The sequence below is a fragment of the Nostoc sp. genome (assembly GCF_036917395.1).
Taxonomy (GTDB): Bacteria; Cyanobacteriota; Cyanobacteriia; order Cyanobacteriales; family Nostocaceae; genus Nostoc.
This window is the reverse complement of record NZ_JBALDI010000003.1, coordinates 133,365-158,728: the sequence shown is the minus strand read 5'-3', so window position 1 is coordinate 158,728 and position 25,364 is coordinate 133,365. Positions and strand designations below refer to the sequence as shown.

Here is a 25,364-nt window from a genome sequence, read left to right as displayed (position 1 = left end):
AAGTTTTATCAATAACTTATTTTTAGACGTATTTACGACAATTCCTGAAACGAGATATCGATCAGCGATTTACCAGATAGCTTCATGATTATGAAAGAGGCGATGTCTGACGACAAGCCGCTCCGCATCTACGCAAAAATGCGTAGAGGTTGCGATCGCCTTTAATTAAGAAATGTTAACACCAATATTCAGGTTATTTGATTGCAGCTAAATCACGGTTTAACTTTTTGTTAATCATTTCTAACACCTTAGCTTCTTGTGGCGTAATTACTCCGTCTAGATCAGCAATTTTTTGACATTGTGCTAGTAGAGGTACGGCAAAATCACTATTAATTTGCTCAAGTAAAGTTTCTAAAGATGGTGGAGATTTAATATGAGAAGCAATCGCATCGATTGAGGCAGGACTAAGGTTAGCAGTTTGTAATTCTGGTAAAATATCTTCCCAAGATTTATCTGGATTACCTGCTAAGACAATATGAACCAAAATTTGATCCATAATCTTTTCTTGGGAAATAGCAGCTTCAATAAATTTTTCACTCTCTACCTGAGCATCTACTAAAGTTGCCTCTAAAGTTAATGGATTCTGCTTTGCTTCATAAAACTGACAAGCCGCATAACCTAATGCGTATATCATTACTGCATTTGAACTAGCACCAATGACGGCTCCCGCTACTGGCACAATTCGTAGTAAACCCAAACCTGCTTTGATTACTGTTTTTCCACCCAGCCCTAAACCAAAAATTGCTACTGCCTCTCCTCGGCGCTCGGAATCATTTAAATCCATTCCATAGGCAGCAGCAATTTGATATACTAACTCCACTGATAATGCAGATGTAGCAGCCCAATCCACCATAAACATTGCAGCTGCTTGTCCTGGCGCAAGACTACTAGCAAGCCCTGTTCCTCCTGCTAAAACAGCTTTTTCCAGTATAAGATGATGGGCAATTTGTGCTGGTTCTTCATTTGGGTGTTCTTGCTGTAGCTTTCTAACAGAAGCCTCGGCTTTAACTAAATCAACCTGTTGAATTAAAGGATTTAACCAATCTTGATTTAGAGATTTTATTGCTACTTGCAATTGGGGATTATTGCCAACAATTGCTAGTGTCTGCCCTGCTATTTGTGTTGCCTGTAAAGCTGTACCACCAATCGCACCGCCAATATCTACAGCCGCTCCTGCAACACCTTGCCCTGCTTGAACGGCAGCGCCTCCAATAGTCCGACTAATGCCTATAGTTGCTCCTGTAGCAGCTTGTCCTGCTTGAACAGCAGCACCGCCAACTACTTCGGCTGTTCCTGCTACTGTTTCAAACAATGAATCCCAAAAAGATGGTTTTTTTACAGTTAATTTATTATTTTTTTGTGTTTTGGTAATGGTAATTGAAGATTCCACTTCAATATTTATTTTAGATGTTAATACATCTGAATTTACTAATGCTTCTAACTCAATTTCTTGTTGCCAATCGGGAAAATCTTCGCCTGTTACTCTACCGTATATTTTAACATTTTTAAAAGATTGGATGCTTAAATTAATTAATCCATCACAAATAAGTGGGACTACTAACTGTTGTACTGGAACTTCAATTGATTCCAGCATTATCTGTAGACAATTTCGTTTGAAACTAGTTTTTGGCGTAATTCTGGGTAAATTTAACCACTGACTTACCAAAGTGTTAATCGCATTTGTATCACCCTGCTTGGCAAGTTCCAGAATGTTTAGCTGTATCATACTTAGTACTGGTGAGAATCTTAGCAATAACTTAGTTCAATTATTCCCACTTACTATACAAAAGTAATATTTAACACATTAAACTTAGAACCATCAGCGATCTCATACCTATCCATCAGTACAATTAATCACGGGATCGCTTGCTGTATTCTTCACAGTTTGTTACAAAAGTACAAAGAACTTCTAGAGACTAAAAACCACATGTTCGGCGGACTTACTGGTTTACAAAATCCTAAAGGCACAGATTGGGGAGAGCGGATGCTCAACACAGTCGCCAGCCAAACGATTCGCCACCTGTTTACCCAAAGCGAGTCAGTAGAAGTTTTTGTGCGCTGCTATCCCTCCAGCAAACTGTTGCAAGGCAGCATTGATAGCTTCAAAATGAGCGGTAGTGGCTTGGTGATTCGGAGAGATTTCGCCGTAGAGGAGATGTCTTTTGAAACCGATGCGGTTGCCATTGACTTCGGCTCTGTTTTAAAGGGCAAACTCAGTCTTAAACAACCCACCCAAGCGATCGCTCAAGTAATTCTATCAGAAGCAGGCATCAACCAAGCCTTTAATGCGGAACTGGTGAAAAAGCGTCTGCTTAATCTCTCGGTACCATCACTGACAGCATTATCTGGCGGTGAACCTGTCTCCTTTACGGAAGTTCAGGTACAGCTATTACCTGAAAATCGCTTACAGCTCGTAGCAAAAGCAGATTTAAACAATGGTGAACTTGTACCCCTGAGCATGATTCTAACTATAGGCATTGAAAGGCGGCGGCGAGTTTCTTTCAAAGATCCGAAAATTGAACTCGACCAAGTGCCACAAGCCCAACGGGAAATCTCGCAAACCTTGAGCGTGGCACTGGTAGAAATTTTGGATAATATGGTTGATTTGGATCGCTTTGACCTCGATGGAGTGAAAATGCGGCTCAACCGATTAGAAACTGAAGGTCAAAAACTTATTTTCAGTGGATATGCTGAAATTGAGCGTATTCCCAGTAGCACTTGACATGAAACTTTCACGTAAACAAGGTAAGTAAAGTTTTTTTAACGTGAGTTCGGCGAACCTCTCCCTGCCTTGAACTAAAGTTCAAGTCTGTCCCTCTGTCCCGTCGCAGAGGGACGGTTTTATGTAGTAAAATCTATTAGAGGTACTTTGATTCAGCTAATTAGACGGACGCTATATGAGCCGTCGAATTCATTTTTTTTAGCATCTTTGCGCGAAGCTCTAAAACAAAATTAAATACCGCCTAAAACAATCTAGGCGGTATTGTAAATAAATTCTTGGGTTTTTAAGAGAGTTAGAGTCAGCAGTTATGGATTATAGGTTGTAAGTAATTCTTATCCATCATTGATCACTCATAACTCATAACTCCTAACTATCTATCTTCCCACGCCTACATATTGGAATCCAGCCCGGATCATTGTTTCGGGGTTGAGGAAGTTACGACCATCGATGATAACGGGGTGAGCCATCAATTTTGCCATCTTCACATAATCCAGAGTGCTGAACTGCTGCCATTCGGTGACGAGTACTAAAGCATCGCAGCCGTCAGCAAGTCTTTCGGCATCGGTTTCTACTAGTACACCGGAAAGCCCATGACGTAGACCTGTTTGGGAAACAATGGGGTCATACGCTTTGACTTTGGCTCCTAGTCGGTTTAGCTGCTCAATTAGGTTGAGTGCTGGGGCGTCGCGCAAGTCGTCGGTATCTGGCTTGAAGGTCAGTCCGAGTAGTCCGACTGTTTTGCCTTTGAGAATTTTCAGAACATGTTGGAGTTTCTCCAGAGCAATCAACCGCTGACGTTCGTTGACACTGACAGCGGATTTCAGTAGCTGGGCTTCATAACCATAGTCATCAGCAGTGTGAATCAGGGCGGAGACATCTTTGGGAAAGCAAGAACCGCCCCAACCAATACCAGCTTGTAAAAACTTGTTACCAATGCGGGAGTCTAGACCAATACCTTTAGCTACTTGGGTGACATCAGCACCGACGCGATCGCAAATATTAGCAACTTCGTTAATAAAACTAATCTTAGTGGCTAAAAAGGCATTAGCGGCGTATTTGATCATCTCCGCCGAACTCAGGTCTGTTGCCAAAATGGGCACAGGGGGTAAAGATTGATCCTCAGCATACTTGCGTTCCACAATTGGGGCATACAGTTGTTGCATCAAGGCTACTGCCCTTTGACTATTGCCTCCTAGTACAATGCGATCGGGGTTGAAGGTGTCGTGAACTGCCGAACCTTCGCGCAAAAACTCTGGATTGCTGATCACATCAAACTGGGCTGCAACCTCAGGTAATTTCTCATCACTCAACACCCCACCTGCGGTTACTAATGTTTTCTGCCGTTCAGCAGTACCATCTAGAACAAGCATCCGCACCCAGTCACCTGAGCCAATGGGGACTGTAGATTTATTCACTATGACTTTATAACCACCGTTGAGATTTTCCCCAATCCCACGGGCTACAGCTTCAACATAACGAGTATCACTTTCACCAGTGGGTAAAGGTGGTGTTCCCACAGCAATAAACAGAATTTCTCCGTGGGTAACTCCAGCAGCGAGATCACTAGTAAAATGAATTTTCTCTGTTTGAATGGCGGACTGCATAATTTCTGAGAGTCCCGGCTCAAAAATTGGGGACTGTCCAGACTTCATTAACTTAACTTTTTCTTCGTTGTTGTCTACGCAAATTACATCATGTCCAATATGAGCCAAGCAAGCACCTGTAACTAAACCAACGTAACCAGTACCAATCACGCAAACACGCATTTTTTAACTCCTCACTTTTTTGGGATTAGTCTTCAAAAAGAAGTTCTCAGACACTTATACACTGCCAGGAAACTCAGCCACTAAGGATATTAGTTATCGAGAGCGAACCTGTATGAAAATTCAGAGCGACACTAGGCGCTTTAAATAGTTGAATTATTGACATCGCTTTGAATGCGATCGCGAAAATCTTCTATTGTTAGTTTTAACCCCTCTTGCAGAGGAATTGTAGGTTCCCAATTTAACCAAGTTTTTGCCTTTGTGATATCAGGCTGGCGACGCCGGGGATCGTCCGAAGGTAGTGTCTCGAACTTAATCTGTGCCTCCGGGTTGATCATATTTTGCACTGCTTGTGCTAATTGTAAAATGGTGTATTCACCAGGATTGCCCAAATTTACTGGGCCGATGTACTCGCCATTCATCAGGCGGATGAATCCTTCCACTAAATCGGAAACGTAGCAGAAACTACGAGTTTGCGAACCATCACCGTACACGGTTAAAGGATTACCTCGCAAGGCTTGAACTATAAAGTTGCTCACCACCCGACCATCGTTTTCTAACATTCTTGGTCCGTAGGTATTGAAAATCCGAGCAACTCGAATATCAACTTTATTTTGCCTGTAGTAATCAAATGCTAGAGTCTCAGCAATTCTTTTGCCTTCGTCGTAGCATGAACGTATCCCAATGGGATTGACGCTACCCCTGTACTCTTCGGGTTGGGGATGAACTTCTGGATCTCCGTATACTTCACTAGTTGAAGCCAAGAAAAACCTAGCTTTCACACGTTTAGCCAGCCCCAACATATTTAATGTTCCCATCACGTTAGTTTTTACGGTTTTAACTGGGTTGTACTGGTAATGTACCGGAGAAGCAGGACAAGCTAAATGATAAATTTGATCCACTTCTAACCGAATTGGTTCGGTAATATCGTGGCGGATAAGTTCAAAGTACGGATGACCTAACCATTTAATAATGTTGCGTTTGTGACCCGTGTAAAAATTATCCAAGCATATTAATTCATGCCCATCAGTCATTAGTCGGTCGATAAGATGGGAACCAATAAACCCAGCACCGCCCGTCACCAAAATTCTCATAGTTTCCCAGTTACTTACAAATATTTTCAGTAGCTATTGCACTTACTTTTAGATTACCCAGCTTGAGGACAAAAATACAAAACGAAAAAAAGAACAAGGTTCAATCAATAAATGTTGTTGAACTTACTTAGATTATAGTTTTGTAATATTTTTACCTGCTTCCTTAGGAATTTAACTAGCAAAATAACAAACTTAGTCTCAAGATTGTCAGTCTTCCACCTAAAGTTCATCAAATCTTCAATAATATAAAGTGTTTTTACGGTTATTACTGTTCTGACTCGGATGCAAAGAGCAGAGAGGAGGTTGACCAGAAATGTAGAGTTGTACATCCCTACAGTCGATTCATTTTTTGCAAAAATGTCAATGCAAAGTCGTCCCCCTGTTTCCAAGTCGTCCCTTCATCCTCTTGTTGACTGAACTCTGCCTCGAATCATACAGCAGATGTAATGCTGGTAACCGGGTTAGACATAACTATATTTGTGGTTTGAATGCTTTGCGGTTCTCCAAGCATGATAATGGAGCAGGTGAGTTGTCTGGCTAACTGGGTTGTGACATCGCTAATGGCTAACCCTCCAGGGCTGGTACGATTACGTATAAAAGGTAAAACTACTAAATCATATAATCGTGCTGCCTGCAAAATTGCTTGGGCAACATTTTCATGAGCGATAATTTGAATTTCTGGGGTATTGGTCAAAGCTAATTTAGATACCAATAGGGAGAGATGCGATCGCCTCCAAGCAATTTTACTGGAACTAGTGCGGCGATCGCACACATTCAGCACAGTAATGTGGCTCTGATTTGCTTCTGCCAGCATCTGGGCAAATTGCACAGGCTGTAATGTATGTGCTGTTAAGTTTTCTACTGGTACTAAGATGCGCTGAATTTTTTTCGGTGATTCTACTAGACGTGTCACCGCTACTGGACAATGGGATGCCCAAAGCACACCATCAATCACATTCCCAAATAAACGCGCTCGTAACCCAGTCCGTTTACCCCAACCCATAACAATTAAATTAGCATTTTGTTCACGAGCAGCTCTGCTAATTCCCTGAGCAAAGGCATCATCAATTCGTAGCAGTGGTTCTGCGGCTACACCCAATACTCGACTTTGGGCCGTGGCTTTGGTCAATAACCGCTCACTCCGTTGTAGAGAGGCTTCTAACTGCGGTGCATCCATCTGAGCAGCAGCAGCAGCGATCGCTAGTGGTACAATTTTGCCTTGAGACTGACGCGCTAATAATGCCGCCATTTCAATCAAATACTGCTCGGTCTGAGGATTATAAACAGGTACGACTATAGTAAAGGCACTGTCTGTTTCTGGTGCGTTTTGGTCAGGTAGGGGTGGTGCTGGATCTTCGGCTGGTGAGGAATTCAAACCAACAGCTATTCTACTAGTTATCAACGGCCCCAAGGTTGATGTAACAAGCATTAAGACAATCACACTGTGTAATACTTCTAGTGGCAGCAACTCAGCCCGATATCCCACTAACGTTGCTGCTAGGGTTGTAGCAACCTGGGGAAGTGATAACGACCAGATGGTTAGCATTTCTTGCCACTTGTAGCGGTAAACCAGTTTTGTGAACAAAGCTGCAATTAATTTACTGACAATCAAACCGACTATCATCAACAGCGTTAACTTGAGCGTGTCCAGGTTGTTCACAGAGGCAGGTAGATTGATCAGTAAGCCAAGGTCAACAAAGAAAATGGGAATAAATAGCACACTGCCAATAAATACCACCTTTTCTTTGACTGGGCCTTCACCCACAGCTTCATTCACCGCCAAACCCGCTAAAAAAGCACCAACAATTTTTTCTACCCCAATCAATTGAGCGCCCACAGCCGCCAGAAACACAGAAAGCAACACAAACAAAAACTTGTTTCCTTCGTCGTCTCCAGACCGTTTGAAAAATTCTTTGCCTGCCCAATCAAAGCCTGTGACAACAGCAACAGAGTAAATAGTTAACCAACCCGACAAGGTGAGTAGTTTAGCAAAACTGAATGCTCCAGTATGAGTGATGCCTACACAAACCGCTAATATCAGCACTGCACCAATATCTGTAAAAATCTTAGCTCCAATGGTGACAGTAACAGCTTCATTGTTGACCACTCCCAAACGGCTGATTATGGGATATGCCAAAAGGGTATAGGAAGCGAATAAAGAGCCAATTAATATTGAAGTATTCCAGCCAGAGCCTAAAATTAGTGCTACTAAGGTTCCCATCACCAGGGGTACACTGAAAGTCAAGCTAGCAAACCCAAAAGCACGACTTTTCTGGCGGCGGAACTGTTCTAGATCAACTTCTAGCCCTGCGACAAACAGCAAGTAAATTAAACCAATGTCTGATAGCAGGTTAATCAGCGGCGAGTCAGACTGAAATAGATTCCAGCCTGAGGGCCCAAGTACTAGCCCTGAGAAAACCAAACCCACTAATACTGGTAATCTTAGCCGCTCAAACATGATGGGTATAACTAAGATGACCACCAGCAAAATAGCAAAGGGAACAATTGGTTCCTTGCCAAGAACTTGGGAAGTTGGTTCCAGAACAAGAACTTGTGATATGAGTTCCATAGGTAGGAATTGAAGGGGCTATGGTAAAACTGCGATTACCTTGGGACCGATCGCCTGAGCGATATAAATGTAGAAGCCACCTGACGAAAAATCAAAAATATTAACTTACACTAACTAGGCAATTGTTTAAGAACTAACTACCTACGGATGGATTTGACTCAAAATGAACCGCAAGCGATCGTAGTCGTCTTTAAGTAGCACGCTCAGGTTACGTCCAGCTTTAATTAGCCATTCTCGGTCAGCTTTGCGTAACTGGTATACATCTCGAATGGCAGCTGCACTCAAAGACTCTACTGGCGCACCGTTTATAGAAAGCAGTGTCCGCAAAAAATCTAGTTCTTCAGTAAATTTAATGATTGCTTCTGGTTCGCACCGATAAACTGCTTGATGAATTTGCGGAGGACGGGGTGGTAGATACTGATATATTCTTTGGTTATAACCTCGATTTTGGGAAGACTGCTCAAATCCCACGATCGCAGCCCGGAATTCAGTTCTGAGCATGGCAAATATTTGGGGTTGTTCCTCGCGTAAGTCTTGCAATGACAACCCCAAAGCTCTGGCCCGGTGTACGGAATCTATGGGCATGGTTGTGGCATAATACACCACAGCAAAAACTTGATTGCCAGATTCTTCATCTACAGAACAGACCCAACTACCAAAAGGTGGCATGGAGGGAAAGCTCAAATCTTCCGGTTCCAAACACTGGGCCAAAAATTCGGTGCTATTAGTCTCAATCACCTCCGCAATGTGGTTGGGATGGCGATCGCCAGTAGCAAACTGTGGTAGGGGAAGGCGCATGGGAGTGCTGAGTTATGAATTAAGAGTTAGGAGTTATGAGTTAAGAGTGATGAGTTGAGGAATCATAACTCCTAACTCCTAACTAATCTCACTCCTAACTAATCTTATTTGGCTTTTTTACGTCCGGCTGTGGTCTCTACGAGTGACAATTCGCTCAGGCGGAAGGTAACTAATTTATCCCAGTTCCCACCTTCAAATAATACGGCTACTTTGCCATCACTCACCCGTTGCACGAGTCCTTCGTAGCGGTAATAGGTATCTGCACGATTGTTGACGCGAACAGTTGCTCCAGGCAGAATCATGTTTTTAGCCTCGCTTGTTTCCTGTTATATAGCTTAATACTTTTGACAGTCCCCAGCCTAAATGCTTGTCGTTACCCATATCTTTTTAATCTCTGGCTTCGTTGCCAACCCGCCTTGGAATAAATAAATTCTGAGGGTAATGGCTAACGCACCATCTCAGATTTTCGGTTTACCCAAGAGTAGGAAAGCGATCGCTAAATTAGTGTTATTCCTGAAGGTAGGGCACCATCCCAGATTTTGAGTGCGTTATGACTAATGTCTATAACACAACCTACGGATTCAAGCCAATGTGGATGAGGTTTTCCGACTTGTGTGTATACGGTAGCTTTAAAAAGGAGGGGGAACCAAAAGCCCTCTTTTTAAAATATCTTGTGTGGTAAGTCCTAAAGTCCACAGTCTAGGAGTTTTTCATCCTTGACTCATGAATAATACTTCTGTCTTTGGCGAAAATTTGCTACCGATTCTACTATTCCCAAGGAAATGAAGTTGGTCAGCATAGCAGAACGCCCATAACTCATCCAAGGTAGCGGAATTCCTGCCACAGGCGCTAAACCTACAGTCATGCCAACATTCACAATCACCTGAAACACAATCATGGACAAAACGCCAATAGCCAACAAGGAACCAAAGTTATCTTTGGCGGTTTGGGCAATATGCAGTAGACGAAAGCAAATTAAGCAGAAGACAAACAGCACTACCAAACAACCAACAAAACCGAATTCTTCCCCCACTGCTGAGAAAATAAAGTCTGTATGCTGTTCAGGTACAAAATTCAGTTGTGTCATTGGCCCCTTGAACAGACCCCATCCCCAAATTTCACCAGCACCAATAGCAATCCGAGATTGGATTAAGTGATACCCAGCACCTAGTGGATCATGATCGGGGTCCATGAATACAGTTAGCCGCTCTTTTTGATACAGTTTCAAAATATGGTTCCAGGCGAAGACTCCTAATTCGCCACCCAGTATATTGAGACTCCATGCACTGATAGCACCGAAACCAAATCGACGCCAGGGAAGAGTTTGCCAGCCCACAATAGCCATCGCAACTGACCAAACTAGCCCTAATGGGCCAAAAGATAGTTCTTTGAATAAAACTACTGGCTCTGCTAATGGCCAAGATATACTCAGCAAAATGGCGGCAACCACCGGAGAAATCATCAGAACTAACCAACCTGGATTAGCATTTGCCCAGTAAAGCATTCCTAAAACGATCGCACCAAATACCAGTGATGTTGCTAAATCTGGCTGTAAAAATACTAATCCCCAAGGTATAGCAGTGATTGCCAGAACCCGGAAAACACCTTCAAGACTAGAAGCAGTACGCCTGTGTAACAAAGCTGCTAAGGTGATGATCATGCCGACTTTGGCAAATTCTGAGGGTTGCACGTTAAAACCAGCGATACTAATCCACCGCTGCGCCCCTTTGGCGCTAGTACCAGCAATCATCACAGCGATTAAGCTGAAGTTCGTTAGTGCGTATGTTACCCAGTGCCATTGCATCAAGAGTTCGTAACGCGTGCGAGATAAAAATAGAGCTATAAGCACACCGATACCCGCTACCAGCCAGTGCCACCACCAGTCAGTTACTGGCTGCTTCAGTTCCGTGCTGAGGATCATCATGCCACCAAAGATACTGACAGCAATTGGCAAACAAAATAGTAGCCAATCTACATCCTGCCAGGGCTTAACCCAAGACTTCCAGCGAATTTTGGGGAGCGATCGTTTTAACAACATTGTGCCAGTTTAGACTTTTTTAAATGTCGGGTATTGGGCACTTGTACTGAGCGAACGCAAGAGCGTCTCTAAGAGTTGCCGTTGGCGCAGCCTTTTGTAGAGAAGTATTGGGCATTGCTTATTCTCGTTGTCCCTCTAAAGTTCTGATTTAAGGAAGTCTTACCTTAGACTTCTCTACTTATCTTCCTTGTCCCCATGTCTCAGTCCCCATACCCAATCCCTAGTATTCCCAAGCTATAGCCCAAGAAGTAGATAGAAATTAAAATTAATTATGTCAAAGCAGCAACTGATACTTTACCAGCAATGGTAAGAGCGATCGCTGTTAATGCTTTTGCTGAAGCTGAATCTGGTTCACCTACGACTATCGGCACACCATTATCACCGCCAACTCGTGTGGAAATCTCTAGCGGCACGCACCCCAACAGTGGCACTCCCAATTCAGCGGCTGTTTTGGAGCCACCACCGGAACCGAAGATGTCATACTGCTTATCCGGCTGATCGGGGGGGATAAAATAGCTCATATTTTCCACGATCCCCAATACCGGGACATTCATCTGCTGGAACATCCGCAATCCCTTGCGAGAATCTAACAGGGCTACAGTTTGCGGCGTGGTGACAATTACTGCCCCTGCCATCGGCACTGCTTGGGTTAAAGTTAACTGAGCATCTCCGGTTCCCGGTGGCATATCTACAATTAAATAGTCCAGTTCTCCCCATTGCACTTGATAGAGAAACTGGCGAATTACACCATTGAGCATAGGCCCACGCCAAATTACTGGTTGATCTCGGTCAATCAAAAAGCCCATTGAAACTAATTTGACGCCGTGATTAAAAGCAGGTTCTAGGATGTCACCTGTTTCGGTTGAGCGGACAGTAATTTGGGCATCAGCTAAACCCAGCATGGTAGGGTCATTGGGGCCGTAAATATCAGCATCTAACAAGCCGACTTTCGCCCCAGTTTGGGCTAAAGCTACTGCTACATTCACCGCCACCGTACTTTTACCAACGCCACCTTTACCGCTGGAAACAGCAATAATATTTTTGACCCCAGAAATACCAGTGCGGTCAGGCAAACTTTTTTGTTGCGGTGTTTCTGCCGTCACTTCTATGCTTACATCTGTAACGCCTGGAAGCTTTTTGACAGCTTTCTGACAGTCTTCAACGATAAATTCACGTAAAGGACAGGCAGGAGTGGTCAACACCAAAGTGAAGCTAACCTTACCATCGTCAATTTTCACGTTGCGAATCATATTCAGTTCTACCAGACTTTTGCGGAGTTCTGGGTCTTCTACTGGTCGCAACACTTCTAACACAGAGCGGGAGTCGAGGACATCGTACATAAAAATTCAAAATTCAAAATTGAAAATGAAAAAATACACTCGTGGCGAACATCTTAGTTATTAACTGGATGCTTTTTTAAGTAAGGTCAGCTTAGTGTTTTCACTGTTACTGCCGTAACAAAACTTAGCAAATTGCATTATCACCTAATAGAATCTTAACTTTCTTTAGGGATTAGTTATTGGCATGGAAAAAGAAGCAGGGGAGCAGAGGGGAGTATTTTCCCCCTTTCACCTACAAGAACTGCCCTTGTGCCCCTTAAAAGTCTCCAGTCCCCATCACCTAAAAATCAAAACAACTGTCATTAAGGGATTTTTTCTTACCAGATACCGTTGATAATGCCGTCTTTTCTACTGCCTCTACTAAAGACCGTGCTACGCGGTCTGCATAAGGACGGGATAAAGACCAAATCAGGGGCGATAACCAACCCCGTAGTGTTACAGAATAAGACAGACAAGTACCACAAACCGTTGACTCTACTTGATAAGTCACCCGTTCTTCTATCCCAGGAATCGCCAGCACTCGGATACTCAGCATCTCTCTATGATTGACGCGCTCCACAAAAATTCGGATGGGAATCGGCCAAAAGCGTGTTACAGCATGAAAAATTAATCCTGGTTTGGGTACTAATCCGTAGGGCACGTTAGTACTCTTAAGTAGTGGATGCCAGGAAACATCTGTTAAGTCAGCCACTTTTTGCCACAGTTCATCTACAGAAGCAGAACTAATCTCTCGATACGTCCGCACCAGAGAAGCGCAAAACCGCCGACGTTTGCGGTGGATGAATTTGGATAACCAACCTTGCATTTTTTTAATCCTCCTCCTTCCTAGACACTTTCTGGTAACTCTGGTATGGTGGGCAACTATGCTCAGTTTGTGACAAGGGCGTTACCCTGCGGGATCTTGCTCCGTTTATAACCACTTTATATCCCGCCACTGATTTGGAGTACCAAATGAGCGTGGGGGACGAGGGCGCGAAATAGTTAAAATTAACAAATAAAAACTCAGTCAATATATAAGCCTATACGCATTTGAGGGAAAATAACTCTAGTGATGCCCATCAATCGGATAAATGCTTAACCAGTAATAAAAAACCGGGTTGGGCAAATACAGCTTGATTGTTGGCGCGTGTTTCCCCCAAATTTGAAGATAAGAAATTTGTGGCTTTCTGGAAATTGTAATTTAGGTTCGGGAATCTATGTTGACCAACTCGCAAATACCAACTGTAGTAGCAGAATCATCGAAGTCTTTGCCAGCAACTGACGCTCAGACTAGGGTGAGTCAGTTTATGAAACAGCTGCAAGACGAAATCACCCAAACGTTAACAAAACTAGATGGTGTGGGCAAGTTTCTCGAAGATAGTTGGGAACGCCCAGAAGGAGGTGGAGGGCGATCGCGTGTGCTGCGAGAAGGTGCAATATTTGAACAAGCAGGTGTAAATTTTTCTGAAGTTTCGGGTTCCCATTTGCCAGCCTCAATTTTAACCCAACGCCCGGAAGCAGCAGGGCATGCCTTTTATGCCACGGGCACTTCAATGGTATTACATCCTCGCAATCCTTACGTGCCTACAGTTCATCTAAATTATCGCTACTTTGAAGCGGGGCCAGTTTGGTGGTTTGGTGGTGGTATTGACTTGACACCTTATTACCCCTTTGCTGAAGATGCGGCACATTTACACAAAACATTAAAACAGGCTTGTGACCAAAACCACCCAGAATATTACCCGGTGTTTAAGCGGTGGTGTGATGAATATTTCTACCTGAAGCATCGTGATGAGACACGGGGTGTTGGTGGTCTGTTTTTTGATTACCAAGATGGTCAGGGTGGTTTATATCGCGGGCCAAATCCGAATGGGGAAGCGGCTATTTATAGCGACCAGGTGGGAACACCAGCAACCCGCAGTTGGGAAGATTTGTTTGCCTTTGTGCAAGACTGTGGCAAAGCATTTTTACCAGCTTACGTACCAATTGTAGAACGGCGACATGGGATAGAATATGGCGATCGCCAACGGAATTTTCAACTCTACCGCCGGGGACGGTATGTAGAATTTAACTTAGTTTATGACCGAGGCACTATTTTTGGTCTGCAAACCAACGGACGCACCGAATCAATTCTCATGTCCCTACCACCCTTAGTGCGCTGGGAATACGGCTATCAGCCAGAACCCAATTCCCCCGAAGCCGAGTTGTATGAAACCTTCCTTAAGCCTCAAGATTGGAGCAACTGGACACCCAGACAATAGTTGAGTTAGGAGTTAGGAGTTAGGAGTTCTTCCCTATCTCCCATATCCTCCTCATCTCCTTCACTCCCCACTTCCTCATTTGAAATTGCTACTCAGCACTGTTTTGGTGAGTTAAACTACCAAAGGTAAGCACTTAGCAGAAAAAGGTGACAATTTTAGCTATAGCTTGTTAATCTCTAGTGACAGCATTATAAAATTCTGTAAGTAGTTAATCTTAAGAGGAATGCCACGGGGAGGGCTTTAGTGATTCAGATAGACCAAAAAAGTTATACAACCCAAGACGGAAACACCGTTATTGTCCTGACGCCAGCAGGTCGCCTAGATATCACCACTGCTTGGCAATTTCGTCTGAAGTTACAGGAGTGTATTTCCAAACTCAGTCGCCATGTAGTTGTAAATCTGGCTCAGGTAAATTTTATTGATAGTTCTGGTCTTACGTCTTTGGTAGCTGGTATGCGTGATGCAGATAAAATCAAGGGCAGTTTCCGCATCTGCAATGTACATCCAGAAGCTAAACTTGTGTTTGAAGTGACGATGATGGATACTGTCTTTGAAATCTTTGAAACAGAAGAGGAAGCTTTAGAAGGTGTACCTCGTAGCATCGCTAGCTAAAAAAGAGTTAGGAGACGCGATTAATCGCGTCTGTACAAGAGTTGGAAGTTAATTCAAACTTCATGACTTAATGATATTTATCATAAGTTTAACTTATTGAATACTGATTTCGCTTGATGTAGCGATAAGGCCCCATAATCGCTCCCCAAGTTGCTTTTCCAGTTGCTGGATCAATTCCTTTGTCGTAGCTGTGAAATTCTGCCGCTGTGGCTTCAAATCCCAAGGAAACATACACGCTATTGCCAAGATAACTAAAGCTGCAACGAGTCTCTGGTAGTGGGGTAGTGGTAAACTTATAGCGATCGCAAACTAGTGTTTCTTGAGTAACTGTTAGGATACAACCTGGTAGTAAATCTAATTGTTCGGGTGTCAGTGTGTTTAGTAAAGTCGGGTTATGACCTGCGCCGATTAAGGTACCTGGATCTTTAGGCATATAGTATTGCACTTCCAGAGATGTGTCAGAGTCGCTCCTCTGACGTAACCGGATAATTCGCTGGCGGTAAGGTTTATCTAGGTTAATAACGTTAGCCTGTTCGGCAAATAGGGTGATACTATCTTCTGTGAACAAATTAACTGGTCTTTGCCACAAGCGCAGGTGGACATACCAAACTGGTTCTCCTATGGCTTGTTCCCGATTATCAAATTCACCAGCTAGGTACTCCCCTAAAGCAATTAACTGTGGCGAGAAATTCATAAATGTGAAAAACGAATCATTAAAGATGATAATTTTTGGCTAGTTTTTTAGAGGAAAGGGTTTTATCCCCTGTGGCTACCAGCTGATAAAATACTTCTGATTTATCTATATTGTAAATGAAACCGTCACCAGCCAAAAGCTAAACTTGGCAAAGTAGCCTTTAAGCGAGAAAATAAGAATACGTCGCCCTTAACATTTTCTTTGTGAATAACGTCCGTACTGTCTCTGATACAAAACGAACTTTTTACAATCTTCACACCCGTCCGATCAACACTATTTATCGTCGGGTAGTTGAAGAATTGATGGTGGAAATGCATCTGCTGTCAGTAAATATCGATTTTAGCTACAATCCAATTTATGCCTTGGGCGTCGTCACTACCTTTGACCGCTTCATGCAAGGCTATCTACCAGAACGGGATCAAGAATCAATTTTTAACGCCCTATGTCGGGCTATAGAACAAGATCCGCAACACTATCAACAGGATGCCGCAAGATTGCAAGCTGTAGCTAAAGGTTTGCCAGTTAAAGATTTAATCGCGTGGTTGGGCCAAACTACTTTCTTAGATCGAGATGCTGACTTGCAAGCGCAACTGCAAGCGATCGCTAACAATCCTAACTTTAAATACAACCGTTTGTTCGCAATTGGTGTATTTTCGTTATTGGAACAGTCAGATCCGGAATTGGTCAAAGATGAAAAGCAACTTACGGAGGCGCTGAAAGCGATCGCTGCTGGCTTGCACCTGTCCAATGACAAACTCAACAAAGATTTGGAGCTATACCGTTCTAATCTAGACAAGATGGCACAAGCACTGGTGGTGATGGCAGATATGCTCTCAGCCGATCGCAAAAAACGCGAACAACGTAAACAACAATCAACTACCCCAGTTGCTCCCCCAAGTTCTAACGAATAGTTAGGAGATGGAAGGGAGGAGTGAGGAGTTAGGAGTTATAAATTGTTAATAACTCTTAATTCCTAACTATTAACTCCTAACTTTTGATTTTAGACACCCAAGAATTTGTAGATTAAGCTGTTAATTATAGTCAGCGCAAACGCCCCAATAACAGCACTCCAAATCCCGTAACGCAAGCGAAAGCCTTCTACTAACAAAGCAGCAATACTAAAGCAAACTACGGCAATCATAAATGTGAAAATGCTGGATAACAAGTCCAATGTGAGTAAATTTGGGACTGCAAAAACGATGCTTAAAATCGGTCTGACTATTGCTGTTACGATCCCAAGCACTGCGGCAGAAAGGAAGGCTTTACCTGGAGTGTCAATTTCGACTCCCAGAGGTAATTTGCTAATTATCAACAAGCTGATAGCTGTTACTACCCAAACAATTAAAAGCGTCATAATATTCATGCCACAATCCCTGAAACGTGAATGGCAATTGGTGATAAATTACTTTAGTTTATCAGTGGAAAAATCTTTAAAGCTCAACCAATTATCTATAAATTAGCAATAAATTTTTCTCTAATCGAATTTTATTTTAGATATCTTTAGGTTTGGGAAAGAGCTTGAAGGGGAGTGGAAAGATGAGATAAATTCTAACTCTCCCCTGCTCCCCTGGTTACTGAGCGACCTGTCCTGAGCGGAGCCGAACGGAAGTCGAAGTATGCTCCCCTTTGCCCTATCTCATCTTTTAAGAGGAGGTTGGGTTTTTTTAGGTGCTACAGGCGCTTGAGATGCTGGTGGGTTGGAAATACCAGGATTGATAGGACTGATGCCTTGTCCAGTTGGAGGTTGACTTACGCCAGGAAAGGGTACGGAATTAGGTGCTAAGGGAAATTTAGGGTTAAGATTCCCTTGGGGATTGATGCCTGGAATTGGTGCAGCACCAGGATTGATTGGGAAAGAGGGGATATTAGGCTGGTTGAGTGAGTTTGTGGATGATTGAGATGGGCCAGGAATAATTCCCAAAGAAACGCGATCGCCCCCTACTTGCCGCAGCAAATCCAATGTCTCAATCACATCATTGTAAATTGCTGTCCGCGAAGCATTCAGCACCACAACAGCACTGGGGTTTGCTTGGAGATACTGTTTTAACCTCGCTCCCAAATCCTCCCGTTTGACAAGCTGTTTTTCTATGTAAGTATTGCCAACAGCATCGATAGTTACAATCAGACTTCCACTCTGTGATGTTATTCCAGATACTGAACTGGCGCTGGCTTTGGGCAAATCAACATTTATTGCCTGTTGTCGTGTAAATTGTAAAGCCGCTAATAAAAAAAACGTCAGAATACAAAAAACGACATCAATTAAAGGGATGATTTGAATTTGGACTTCTTCAATTGGAGTATGTAGATTAACTTTCATTTTCTCAATTTAAACGCCTGGTTTTGGGGTTGAATTCTTGACTAATTAGATGCATTCGGCGGTTCAGGAGGTTCAGAAACCTTAGTCTTTCCTGGCTTGCGGGGTGGAGTGAAATTTTCCGGCACAATTGCTGATGTACTATTACTAAAATCAGGCGGAGACTGGCGATAGAGCAATTCCATCTCATTCCCTGCCTTCCGAAAAACTTTGACTTGGTTGACTACAAAACTTTGAAATAGGCGGTAAAATATCAAACTAATGATGGCAACTATTAACCCCGTTGCAGTAGCAATCAGGGATTCACCAATACCAGTAGTCACCCCAGCTGTAGATTCAGTTCCCAAATCGCCAATCCGAATTGCTCGCAAAGCGCGGATTAAACCCAAAACCGTGCCCAACAATCCCAGCAGTGGCGCTAGGGCAATTACGGCTTCTAAAAGTTTTTCACCTCGCCGCATTCCAGCCAATTCGTCTTCTGCTGTAGCCTCCAGTGCTAGTCGAAAGGTTTCGGCATCAGTTTTTGAAAAACGTAAGGGGGCGTAGAGAAAACGCCCAACAGGCTGATTGCTTGCAAGTCTTGCAATGTCGGCAGCTACTTGCCAATTATCCTGGGCAGCATCCAAGATGCGATCGACTATTTGCTTTTCCTGAGTCAAAATTCGCAACCAGAACCACAAACGCTCGAAAATCACACTCAAAGATAGAATCGACAGAACTAACAAAGGCCACATTGCTGGCCCGCCCTTATAAAACAAATCTAAAATATCCACTGTTTAAATTTCCTCCCTTTATGACTAGAGCAAATGTGCTAAAGCATTTTAATTTTAGAGATTAATGCAAAATGAGGGACTTCCAAAATATAAATTTCTCGAAAACCTAAAAAGGCAGTGTAAGCATGGCGTATTTGACTTAGACTGCTGGACAAACTTGCTGCTGGGTAGGCAATTGGTATATCAAGTTTCCTTAAAGTTGTCCCAATTATAAATAGTAGTGATATAGGTGCGATCGCCCTGATTATTTGTTGCATAAGTAGAGACATTTTTTGGAGGCTTGACACACCAATCATCAATCGTGACGGTTTTGCGATCGTAACGAGCAGATCCTGTGGTACTAAACTCTTATGCAGAATTACAGAGTAGATATTTGGTGACAGATTACGAGTAGCGTCTTCCAGACTAAGTAGGGCGGTTATTCCCACCAGGAATTTTTCAGATAATTTGCCAAAATTAAAGATAACTGGAGGTTCAAAATATGAAATTTTCAATCCAATCACTTTACACCTGGTATGGCGATTTGCTTCGTAACCCTAAATACCGTTGGTGGGCAATTTTAGGAACACTAGTCTATTTAGCCAGCCCAATTGATATTCTTCCAGATTTTATACCCGTTGTCGGGCAGATTGATGATGTTTTCCTTTTGACTTTGCTGGTTTCAGAGGTGTCTGGGCTAGTAATTGAGGGCTGGAAAGCTCGTAAGGGTGATGTGAGCACTGAAGTACCTAATACCACTGAGGCTTCTACCTCCACTGCAAGCACTATTGATGTCGATGCTGTCTCTGTTAAGTAGTTTTACATACAAAATTAAATTTAATAAATTCCCCTACTTCGCTCTCTTGTGACAATCGCACTTTTGAAGTATGGGGAATTTTTTGTCAAGAATCCTTTTAGTCAACAAATAATAATGTCTATAACTCCTATCAGTAAAGATTTTTTTAAGTAGAACGGCGTGGAAAAACCAAACTATATGAATTTATGTAAAAAGATTTTTGATGATGTCGATTACACTAAAAATTATAGTAGACTCCTAAAAGCTAGAAAAGAAGGTTTTATTACCTTTTTTAAGAGAAAAATCCTAAAAAAACAGAGATATTTTAAGAATTTCTAAATTCTCTATTGAAATCTTGAATAATTTGTGATAGATAGCATTTTCTGACTAGTTTACTCACATAGAAACATAATTTAAACCCCGACATAGCTGGTAGAAAACTATGAAATTTGACGAGATCAGTGAAAAAGTTAAGAATGTACCTTATATTGTTCCTGAAAACGCACGTTATCTGTATGATTTGATTATTCGTGAGAAGTTAACAAATATTCTTGAATTAGGAGTAGCACATGGTACTGGAACTTGTTACATGGCTGCTGCACTAGATGAGCTTGGTACAGGGAAAATTACATCTGTGGATTTGCTAGAGGCAAAAGAATTCTTTCGACCATCAGTAGAAGAACAATTAGCAACAACTGGTTTAGAGAACTTTGTACAAATTGTTCGTATGCAAACAGGTTATACCTGGTTTTTGCATGATGACATTAAAAGACTGACTACAAACGATGTTTGTCAAGAAGAATATGATTTATGTATAATTGATGGTCCGAAAAACTGGACTATTGATGGATTTACCTTTTTTCTCGTAGATAAATTACTAAAACAAAATGGTTTGATAATATTTGATGATTATAATTGGAGATATGCAGATGTGAATAAAACAAGAGATGTAACTGATGGAATCACTCATCGTAATTTGTCGGAAGTAGAAATAAATACACCTCAAATCCGTGAAATTATTAACTTTTTAGTCAAGCAACATCTAAACTATTCTGAGATTGTAGTGTATCCAGACCGGAATTGGGCTGTTGCAAGAAAGATATCTTCTGATAGCAAAAAATATAGTGTTGAATTTAACGAGACTTACACAAGTGCTTTCGCTAAGATAAAGCGTGGTCTCAACAAACTGATTAAATAGATCGGTGAAAACTGGGTATAGTATGGCTAGTGCCCATAAAATTATTGAAATTCTTACTTAATAGGGTACATATAGATTTATGTAAGGATTCAGGTGTTTGAAACTCAGTCACAGAGCTAGTTTGAAAATTGACTTTGGCTTATTACTGGACTTTAGTCACAATAAGCCACGGAAATATAGGCGTTAGCTAATTATTATTGAGAATATCAAATTGTGACTAATCCCCGGAAAATGTTATCAGAAAACGATTGTAGACATTTTGGTATGACCTGAATCCTTACAGATTTATAGCTATTCTTATTGATACACACTAGTAGCGTAAGGCGGAAGTCAAAAGTCAAGGCTTCGGCTTCGTTCAGCCTTGACCCTGAGGACAGTCGAAGGGTCAAAAGTCAAAAGAATTGTATTCCGGGCTTTTGCACCATTTGAAATGGTATGTTTATTTACGCCGTGCTATAAAATTTATATTTAACTTAACAATAAGCATTATTTCAGTGAGCTTTGTAGAGAGAGTATCATTAAATTATGTATAATTAAGTACGAGTAAAGTCCTTAGCGGCGAAATGCCGTTCTCTACGTTTAAAAATCTTTAACAAATTCTGTCAAGAACCTAAATGCCTTCAAAATATAACTAGCACAATCTCTAGGAGAGGTATTGTAAAACGATCGCCACGCACTAGCTTTATCTTCATCATAGCGATCGCTGCGATCAGTATGGTTTTCTAGCCATGCTAATCGCACTGCATGACCAATTAACACATCCAACACGATATATTCTTCGATTTGCAACTTTGGATTATTAGCTGCGATCGCTCCTAATTCTACTAATGCTTCAATATTAACTTGGCGATATTCTGGAGCTTCGATTTTATTTAGCAAATGCTCAACCAAGAGAGCAAAATTTCTTTCCCCTGCTGTCATTTCTGACAACATCACCTCACTATCTAAACGATTGCGGCGCTCTAGTTTATCGCCAATTACTAGACCTTTGCAATGTCGCATTAATAGCCAAACTTGCTTAAAAAATTCTTTGGGTACGCGCCCTGTCGCACCCTCGGCTTGGCGAAACCGCCGCCAACCACCCGGTGGAACTTCTATCCCTTCGGCGATTCCTGGTAAAACCACCCAAGCAATATCACTTTCTTTTTGTTTGACATGGAGTGATTCTTGCTGGCGCAACAGGTTACTCATGCCACTATATCCAGTTAATACCTGACGCAAGCGCACTTTAACTTCAAAGGGTGAAAGTTGCATTAAGCGATCGTAAGCTTCATCTTGAGTGAGGTGCAATTCCCGCGCTAGTTCGCTGGCGATCAATAAGATGAGATAGCCGACTCTCAGCGTTAATAGTCCTTGAAATAGTTTGGGTTCTGAGCGAATTAAAATTCCAATATAGATTAAAATCTCTTGAGTAAGGACGCGATCGCGTATATCTTCACGGCAAAAATGATTAATTTTATCAGCAATTTCATCGTGTGACATGGGTACGGTAATCAAGGACGCCTCACTGTAAGCTTTACCCACAGCAATTTGCTTACCCCGTACCAAAATACTCGTGACTGCATCTGATAGGCTGATATCAACCATTTGCCGTAACCCCGCAGCCCGGCGTACCACTGCCCAAATACTTAAATCTCCAGCTTTGGTGTAAACTTCATCTAGTAAATCGCCTACAGTGACAGGATATCCTGGGCCACCATAGCCCGTATCAAATTTCATTCCCTGCAAGCGAATTAAAGTTTGCAATAACTCAATTTGCTCGTAGATATTCTCTGATGAGCGCAAATAAGAAAGTAATAATCCCAAGTTGGTTTCACACTCCATTTGAAATTCTTGGGTATGTCCTAAGCGCCAGTTTTTATCAGGATGATAAGCTAGATAATAGCAACGTAGTCCAGCATTTTTCACTGGCGATCGCGAGAATTCTGCATTTGGGAGAAAATCAATTCTTTGGATTCCAGCTGTCAGCATTAGCTGATTTAGCCGCCCTAATTTCACCCGCACACCGTTACAAACACCATCTTTCAGTTCTTGCATCAGTTCTAATAATGCTTTTGAACCTGCTTCTAACATGGTGTGCGTCAACATTAAAGTCATAGTCGGACGCCCTAAATCGCTCCAATATTTTTGAATGTAAGCTAGTTCGCTTCTAATTTGATCTAATAGAAAATGGTAATCAAGGGTTAAGTAAAACTGTTGAGAGTCTGAGAATGAAGGCAAAAATACAATTGTTTCACCGCTAATCCGAAAGATTCTAGATGTTGTTAAACTCCGCAGCCGCCGCACTGGCCGCCCAGTTAAACCAAGTTTTTCATTACGTCCAATTTGGGTATAAATAGCGGAAAACTCTCCAGCTTTTCTCACCTGAATCGGTTCTACTTGGGTAGGTGTTTGTGCTTCGATTCCGTGAACTTCTAGTTTCGTCTGTAAATCTTCATCTTCTGCTAATAAAGCAATTTGTACCAATGCCTCACGCTGTTTTCCCACACACAAATGTCTTCCCAAAGGGTCGATATCACCAATAGCAAGTAACCCTTCACTCAACATTTGACTAAGAAGATATAAACTCTGTGCCCACACTAAGGGAATATTTTCATTGGGCAAACGTGGTTGCGTTTGTGGTGCTACCTTTTCTGCTTCTATACTTTCGGCTGGGACATAATAAAGTTCTGGCAATAAACGTAAACCATTTTGTTCTATAAGTAATGATTCTAAAAGCTCTTGGTATTTTTGGACTTGTTCTGGCTCGCCGCAAAATAATCCATCTAGAACTAAATAAGTGAAAAATAATGGCCATTCGCATTCAATATGCTCAAATTGCTTCAGTTCCCACGGTTCGTAATGTAAGCGGTGATTGTCTTCTAAAACGGTTTGGTGTCCATCACGCAGGAAGCGTTTGCAGCCATATTTACCTGCGAGTTTGCTGATAATATCTTTTAAAGTGCGATCGCGTAACTGCGAGTCTTCCACTGCAAAGGCAGGATAACTAATAATACTTAACAGCGCCGCATCAATTTCTTTGGAACCAGATTCCCTCGGTAATAGGGATTCTAAAGTAATCCGGGCGCGGGCGATTTCATCTGGTAGCACATGAATTACCGATGCTTGACTACCACGTACACCAAACAAATCTAGTCCGTTGATAGCTTCTAAAGCAGCTTTTGCCATACCTACGGAACTGGCGTTTAACTCAGCATTACCACGATTAATTTTATTACCACGTTCCCAAATGCCGTAATCTGGTGTGCGGTAAGCTCGTCCAATGTAGTAAACCAAATTTTGGACGAAATTCACTTCATCAATCGTATAAATTATTTGCAATCCGGCAGCGGTCATTTGCGCCAATATTAGTAAAAATATAGATGTGGCATCAAGTTGCAAATGTCCCCATTGGTCATCACCAACAACAATATCACCAGTCGCGGTATTATATTTGGCGTGCAGTCCATCCAGTAGCGACTGAGTATGTTTAAATGTCTCTACTTTATGAGCCTGTCGCATCATCGCAAAGAGCAACCCGCGCATCAGTTTGATCACACTATGTTCTAGTTCATAGGTGCGTCCTTGATCGTCATCAATCTTGCGGTATGCAAGTCCTAAACCCCAAACCGCCAAAATGCTGTAAACGTTGTCTCGCACCCAGGCATCAGTATAATCACCGTGGGCTGTAATCGCTGTACTTGCAGGTAGTAAACCAGTAATCGGATTCTGCCGAGTTAGAATGATCGTTTTGATTTGCTGGTAGTAATACTCCAGACGAGCTAGCAATTTGGTAGATGTTTTCATGATTTGGTTTATAACTACTTGCAGAATTCGACCCGATGACTGTAAAGTGAATTACCTAAACCAACCCAGAACAAGTTCTGTAATGGTTGATGGGACAACAGCTAAGGGTGGTGTGAGTTTATTATTATCTCGTGTTAAAAAGTTTCTGGGTACTTAATTTTAGTGTTCCCAAACTAAAATATGATATTTGTTTAAATTTTTATCATTACGCATCAGAGTAAGTAAATGGGCGGAAATGTCGAGAAATATCTGGATGTTTGCAGTTCGCTACAACTATAAAAGTAAAATAAACGAAGATTTAATGCCTAAAATCCATACTACACATTTAGTATTTCCTGTCAATGCGTAAGTTCTACAGTTTAGTTCTTTCAAGATGGGTAAAAATTCTCTAAAAGAAATTCCTCTATAACCTCTTACCTCTGTGTTCTCTGTGGACTCTGTGGTTAAATAAATTACTTTTTAACCGCAGAGGCACAGAGGAGGGCAGTTGCGTGGGCGGGTTTCCCGACTTGAGCAAACTGCCCGTAGCGCAGAGAGAAAAAAGAGATTTTTTGAGTCACCTTGAAAGGGCTAGAATATAGATTCTAAACCACGACTTGTGCCAGCACTAACCTAAGAGAATAAATCTTTAGGACTTTGTGGTAACTG

General features: G+C 42.1%; 21 protein-coding genes. 6 read left to right on the top strand and 15 right to left on the bottom strand.

Features of this window, described 5'->3' with window-relative positions:
* Window positions 1-193 precede the first annotated feature (193 nt).
* Window positions 194-1,726 (bottom strand): hypothetical protein, encoded by a 1,533-nt coding sequence (locus V7K46_RS01975; protein ID WP_335110524.1) that lies wholly within the window; start codon window positions 1,724-1,726, stop codon window positions 194-196.
* Window positions 1,727-1,927: 201 nt separating this feature from the next.
* Here V7K46_RS01975 and V7K46_RS01970 point away from each other — a divergent pair, with 201 nt between their 5' ends.
* Window positions 1,928-2,722 carry an LmeA family phospholipid-binding protein gene (locus V7K46_RS01970; RefSeq protein WP_335110522.1) on the top strand — a complete coding sequence of 265 codons (795 nt, stop codon included), beginning with the start codon at window positions 1,928-1,930 and terminating at the stop codon, window positions 2,720-2,722.
* A 374-nt stretch (window positions 2,723-3,096) separates the two neighbouring features.
* Here V7K46_RS01970 and V7K46_RS01965 read toward each other — a convergent pair whose 3' ends face one another.
* From V7K46_RS01965 to V7K46_RS01930, 8 genes are all read right to left on the bottom strand, one after another.
* Window positions 3,097-4,488 carry a UDP-glucose dehydrogenase family protein gene (locus V7K46_RS01965; protein WP_335110520.1) on the bottom strand — a complete coding sequence of 464 codons (1,392 nt, stop codon included), beginning with the start codon at window positions 4,486-4,488 and terminating at the stop codon, window positions 3,097-3,099.
* Window positions 4,489-4,628: 140 nt separating this feature from the next.
* Window positions 4,629-5,579, bottom strand: coding sequence for a UDP-glucuronic acid decarboxylase family protein (locus V7K46_RS01960; protein ID WP_335110517.1), 951 nt, complete (start codon window positions 5,577-5,579; stop codon window positions 4,629-4,631).
* 430 nt (window positions 5,580-6,009) lie between these two features.
* Complete coding sequence (locus V7K46_RS01955) at window positions 6,010-8,148, bottom strand: cation:proton antiporter domain-containing protein (protein ID WP_335110515.1); 2,139 nt, start codon at window positions 8,146-8,148, stop codon at window positions 6,010-6,012.
* Window positions 8,149-8,289: 141 nt separating this feature from the next.
* Window positions 8,290-8,946, bottom strand: coding sequence for an HAS-barrel domain-containing protein (locus V7K46_RS01950; RefSeq protein ID WP_335110513.1), 657 nt, complete (start codon window positions 8,944-8,946; stop codon window positions 8,290-8,292).
* 104 nt (window positions 8,947-9,050) lie between these two features.
* Window positions 9,051-9,248 (bottom strand): NAD(P)H dehydrogenase subunit NdhS, encoded by a 198-nt coding sequence (locus V7K46_RS01945; protein WP_273766774.1) that lies wholly within the window; start codon window positions 9,246-9,248, stop codon window positions 9,051-9,053.
* Window positions 9,249-9,667: 419 nt separating this feature from the next.
* Window positions 9,668-10,984, bottom strand: coding sequence for a rod shape-determining protein RodA (gene rodA, locus V7K46_RS01940; RefSeq protein ID WP_335110511.1), 1,317 nt, complete (start codon window positions 10,982-10,984; stop codon window positions 9,668-9,670).
* Window positions 10,985-11,253: 269 nt separating this feature from the next.
* On the bottom strand, window positions 11,254-12,324 hold the full coding sequence (locus V7K46_RS01935) for an Mrp/NBP35 family ATP-binding protein (protein ID WP_335110509.1): 1,071 nt from the start codon (window positions 12,322-12,324) through the stop codon (window positions 11,254-11,256).
* A 280-nt stretch (window positions 12,325-12,604) separates the two neighbouring features.
* Window positions 12,605-13,129 carry an SRPBCC family protein gene (locus V7K46_RS01930; protein ID WP_273766779.1) on the bottom strand — a complete coding sequence of 175 codons (525 nt, stop codon included), beginning with the start codon at window positions 13,127-13,129 and terminating at the stop codon, window positions 12,605-12,607.
* A gap of 391 nt (window positions 13,130-13,520) precedes the next feature.
* Here V7K46_RS01930 and hemF point away from each other — a divergent pair, with 391 nt between their 5' ends.
* Together hemF and V7K46_RS01920 are read left to right on the top strand one after the other, a co-directional pair.
* Window positions 13,521-14,564: an oxygen-dependent coproporphyrinogen oxidase gene (gene hemF / locus V7K46_RS01925; protein WP_335110507.1), complete on the top strand. Its 1,044-nt coding sequence runs from the start codon at window positions 13,521-13,523 to the stop codon at window positions 14,562-14,564.
* 243 nt (window positions 14,565-14,807) lie between these two features.
* Window positions 14,808-15,176: an STAS domain-containing protein gene (locus V7K46_RS01920; RefSeq protein WP_273766782.1), complete on the top strand. Its 369-nt coding sequence runs from the start codon at window positions 14,808-14,810 to the stop codon at window positions 15,174-15,176.
* A gap of 88 nt (window positions 15,177-15,264) precedes the next feature.
* On the opposite strand, the gene V7K46_RS01915 is transcribed toward V7K46_RS01920, so the two are convergent.
* The gene (locus tag V7K46_RS01915; protein ID WP_335110505.1) at window positions 15,265-15,870 is read right to left on the bottom strand and encodes a chromophore lyase CpcT/CpeT; all 606 of its coding nucleotides are present in this window, start codon (window positions 15,868-15,870) and stop codon (window positions 15,265-15,267) included.
* Window positions 15,871-16,073: 203 nt separating this feature from the next.
* Here V7K46_RS01915 and psb29 point away from each other — a divergent pair, with 203 nt between their 5' ends.
* Window positions 16,074-16,781 (top strand): photosystem II biogenesis protein Psp29, encoded by a 708-nt coding sequence (psb29, locus tag V7K46_RS01910; protein WP_335110503.1) that lies wholly within the window; start codon window positions 16,074-16,076, stop codon window positions 16,779-16,781.
* An 89-nt stretch (window positions 16,782-16,870) separates the two neighbouring features.
* Here the strand turns inward: psb29 and V7K46_RS01905 are convergent, their stop codons facing one another.
* The 4 genes from V7K46_RS01905 to V7K46_RS01890 form a co-directional block, all read right to left on the bottom strand.
* Window positions 16,871-17,233: a phage holin family protein gene (locus V7K46_RS01905; RefSeq protein ID WP_335110501.1), complete on the bottom strand. Its 363-nt coding sequence runs from the start codon at window positions 17,231-17,233 to the stop codon at window positions 16,871-16,873.
* Window positions 17,234-17,506: 273 nt separating this feature from the next.
* On the bottom strand, window positions 17,507-18,187 hold the full coding sequence (locus V7K46_RS01900) for an ExbD/TolR family protein (protein WP_335110499.1): 681 nt from the start codon (window positions 18,185-18,187) through the stop codon (window positions 17,507-17,509).
* 41 nt (window positions 18,188-18,228) lie between these two features.
* Window positions 18,229-18,957, bottom strand: coding sequence for a MotA/TolQ/ExbB proton channel family protein (locus tag V7K46_RS01895; protein WP_335110497.1), 729 nt, complete (start codon window positions 18,955-18,957; stop codon window positions 18,229-18,231).
* 38 nt (window positions 18,958-18,995) lie between these two features.
* Window positions 18,996-19,451, bottom strand: a complete 456-nt coding sequence (locus V7K46_RS01890; protein ID WP_335110495.1) for a hypothetical protein — start codon at window positions 19,449-19,451, stop codon at window positions 18,996-18,998.
* On the opposite strand from V7K46_RS01890, the gene V7K46_RS01885 reads away from it, so the two are divergent.
* Window positions 19,439-19,753: a YkvA family protein gene (locus V7K46_RS01885; RefSeq protein ID WP_335110493.1), complete on the top strand. Its 315-nt coding sequence runs from the start codon at window positions 19,439-19,441 to the stop codon at window positions 19,751-19,753. The genes V7K46_RS01890 and V7K46_RS01885 overlap by 13 nt on opposite strands.
* A gap of 421 nt (window positions 19,754-20,174) precedes the next feature.
* Window positions 20,175-20,930, top strand: a complete 756-nt coding sequence (locus tag V7K46_RS01880) for a class I SAM-dependent methyltransferase (protein ID WP_335110491.1) — start codon at window positions 20,175-20,177, stop codon at window positions 20,928-20,930.
* 579 nt (window positions 20,931-21,509) lie between these two features.
* Here the strand turns inward: V7K46_RS01880 and V7K46_RS01875 are convergent.
* Window positions 21,510-24,716 carry a glycoside hydrolase family 15 protein gene (locus V7K46_RS01875; protein ID WP_335110489.1) on the bottom strand — a complete coding sequence of 1,069 codons (3,207 nt, stop codon included), beginning with the start codon at window positions 24,714-24,716 and terminating at the stop codon, window positions 21,510-21,512.
* Between the last annotated feature and the right edge of the window lie 648 nt (window positions 24,717-25,364).